Consider the following 2952-nt stretch of genomic DNA (forward strand, 5'->3'; position numbering starts at 1 on the left):
CCGCTACGGCCGCGCAATCTGGCGTTGATGATTTTCATGAGGATTCCTGTGGTTCGGGAGGCGGGCGGGTGTGCAGCGGAATCATTCACCCTGGACGGACGGCTCGCGCGTGAACGCACGGGCAATCTGCAGCAGCACGATGTAGGCGCCGGCGGACGCCCCGATGCCGACGATCGGCGCGATCCACGGCGAGGTATAGGCGAGTGCGGTGTTGATGTCCGGGCAGAACTGACCCACTAGAGCTGGAAATTTTCATCGAATTTTGACCCACGTGATTGAATGCTCTGCTCAATCTTTGAGCAGGGGATACAAAGGTGATCACGGTGGGTATATTGGCCAAGATCAGGCGGATGTATTTCCGCGAGAAGGTCCCGTTGCGCGAGATTGCGCGGCGTACGGGCCTGTCCCGAAACACGGTGCGCCGCTGGCTGCGGCAGACTGATGCCGTCGAGCCGAAGTATCCGAAGCGCGTCAGCCCGAGCGTCATCGACGACTGGGCCGCACAGCTGACAGGTTGGCTGCGTGCCGACAGTCATCGCCCGAAGCGTGACCGGCGCACCGCCCGGTTCATGTTCGAGGCGATCCGCGCCGAGGGTTACGCCGGCAGCTACGGCCGGGTGAGCGCGTTCGTGAGGCGTTGGCACGAGGAGCAGGCTGAGGCGCCTCGCAGGCAGGCCTTCGTGCCGCTCGCCTTCGAACCCGGCGAAGCCTTCCAGTTTGACTGGAGCTGCGAATACGCTTTTATTGGCGGGCTGCGGCGACGCCTGGAGGTCGCCCACGTCAAACTTAACTCCAGCCGCGCGTTCTGGCTCGTCGCCTATCCCACACAGAGTCACGAGATGCTGTTCGATGCGCACGCCCGCGCGTTCGCCGCGTTCGGCGGCGTGCCGCGGCGCGGCATCTACGACAACATGAAGACCGCCGTGGACAAGGTTGGCCGCGGCAAGGAGCGTGCGGTCAACGCGCGCTTCGAAGCGATGTGCAGTCACTACCTGTTCGAGCCGGAGTTCTGCAACCGGGCTGCAGGCTGGGAGAAAGGCATCGTCGAGAAGAACGTTCAGGACCGGCGACGTCAGATCTGGCACGAAGCAGCGCTACGGCGCTGGGAAACGCTGGAGATCCTGAACGAATGGGTCGCTGGTCAGTGTCGTGAGGCGTGGCACATGCGGCACCCGCAGTGGCCTGAGCTGACGGTCGAGGATGTGCTGCAGGACGAGCGTACCCGGCTGATGCCCAATCCACGGCCGTTTGACGGCTACATCGAGCAGACCCTGCGAGTCTCGTCGACCAGCCTGATTCACTTCCAGCGCAACCGCTACAGCGTGCCCACCGAGTACACGAACCAGCTGGTGAGCGTGCGCTGCTATCCGGCATATCTCAGCGTCGTCGCCAACGCCCAGGAGATCGCACGCCACGAACGCAGCTTCGAGCGGCACATGACCTTCTACGATTGGCGCCACTACGTCACGTTGGTCGAGCGCAAACCCGGCGCACTGCGCAACGGCGCGCCGTTCATCACGATGCCGCAGCCGCTGCAACTGCTGCAGCGGCATCTGCTGAAACACCCGGGCGGCGATCGCGTCATGACGCAGGTGCTCGCTGCGGTGCGCGAACACGGGCTCGATGCGGTGCTGCTCGCCGTACAGGCTGCGCTGGATTCAGGACGCCCCAGCGCAGAGCACGTCCTGAACGTGCTGAGCCGGCTGAAGGCGCCCGTCACGAATGGCAGCCTCGCCACGACGAAACTCCAGCTCAAGGAAGAGCCCGCGGCCGACGTGAGCCGTTACGAGACGCTGCGCGCCAACCCACCGGAGGATCGTCATGTCTAACGATATCGCGGCCCAGCTCAAGGGTCTTAAACTGCACGGCATGGCGAGCACGTGGCCGGAGCTGCTCGCGCAGTCGCGCCACACGGACTTCGAGCCGGAGCGCTTCATGAAGCAGCTGTTGATGGCTGAAACCGCCGAACGGCAGGTGCGCTCGATTGCCTATCAAATGACCGCTGCGCGCTTCCCGGCCCACCGCGACCTGAAGGGCTTCGACTTCGCGCAGGCACACGTCGACGAAGCGCTGGTGCGCGAACTGAGCGAGCTGTCGTTCCTCGAAAGCGCGCACAACGTCGTGTTCATCGGTGGTCCGGGCACTGGCAAGACGCACCTCGCCTCAGCGATCGGAATCGAAGCCGTACAGCGCCACGGCAAGCGTGTGCGCTACTTCTCGACCGTCGAGCTGACCAACGCCCTGGAGCAGGAGAAGTCCATCGGCAAACAAGGCCAGGTCGCCCACAAGCTGATGTACGTCGATCTGGTGATTCTCGATGAGCTGGGCTATCTGCCGTTCAGCCAGACCGGTGGTGCATTGCTGTTCCATCTGCTCTCAAAGCTTTACGAGCACACGAGCGTCGCGATCACGACCAATCTCAGCTTCGGCGAGTGGGCGAGCGTGTTCGGGGATGCAAAGATGACGACAGCGCTGCTGGACCGCGTCACCCATCACTGCCACATCGTTGAAACGGGCAATGAATCGTGGCGCTTCAGGACCAGTTCTGCCAAGGCGAAGACGACAAGAAAGAGAGCAGCAAAACCAGCGGGTAACGAAGAGTTATCCACACCGGAATAGATGTACTACGCTGTCTCGGGGTGGGTCAGATTTAGATGAAATCGGTGGGTTAAGACTCGGTGGAAATCAACAATCGCTCGTATGACCGTATGAATGCTCGGTTCCTGCGTTGCTTTCGGCGTGCCGAATTCCCGGATGTCCGCTCCGGCCGAGAAGCCGCTGTCTGCCCCAGTAATGACAATGGCCCGTACACCCGCGTCGGCTGCTGCTGCGGCCATTGCCTCGACGATGGCGAGACGTGTCGTGTGCCCGAGCCCATTGACCGGTGGGTTGTCGAGCGTGATAACCGCCACGTCATCGTGCACCCTGTAGTGCGCTGTCATGTTCCCTTCC

At 62.6% G+C, this 2952-nt stretch carries 4 protein-coding genes; 2 read left to right on the top strand and 2 right to left on the bottom strand.

What is annotated here, in order from left to right; genetic code table 11:
- Nucleotides 1-81: 81 nt before the first annotated feature.
- On the bottom strand, nt 82-237 hold the full coding sequence (locus tag ACGF5O_RS48990; RefSeq protein ID WP_198113305.1) for a hypothetical protein: 156 nt from the start codon (nt 235-237) through the stop codon (nt 82-84).
- Between the two features lie 86 nt (nt 238-323).
- Here ACGF5O_RS48990 and istA point away from each other — a divergent pair, with 86 nt between their 5' ends.
- Nucleotides 324-1829: an IS21 family transposase gene (gene istA / locus ACGF5O_RS48995; protein WP_122946716.1), complete on the top strand. Its 1506-nt coding sequence runs from the start codon at nt 324-326 to the stop codon at nt 1827-1829.
- The gene (gene istB / locus ACGF5O_RS49000) at nt 1822-2619 is read left to right on the top strand and encodes an IS21-like element helper ATPase IstB (RefSeq protein ID WP_059740757.1); all 798 of its coding nucleotides are present in this window, start codon (nt 1822-1824) and stop codon (nt 2617-2619) included. Before istA ends, istB begins: the two co-directional genes overlap by 8 nt.
- A gap of 5 nt (nt 2620-2624) precedes the next feature.
- Here the strand turns inward: istB and ACGF5O_RS49005 are convergent.
- On the bottom strand, nt 2625-2952 hold a 328-nt coding region (locus ACGF5O_RS49005), incomplete at its 5' end, for an enoyl-CoA hydratase-related protein (RefSeq protein ID WP_393816433.1).

This window comes from Streptomyces sp. NPDC048291, from assembly GCF_043201715.1.
In the GTDB taxonomy this organism is placed as follows: domain Bacteria; phylum Actinomycetota; class Actinomycetes; order Streptomycetales; family Streptomycetaceae; genus Streptomyces.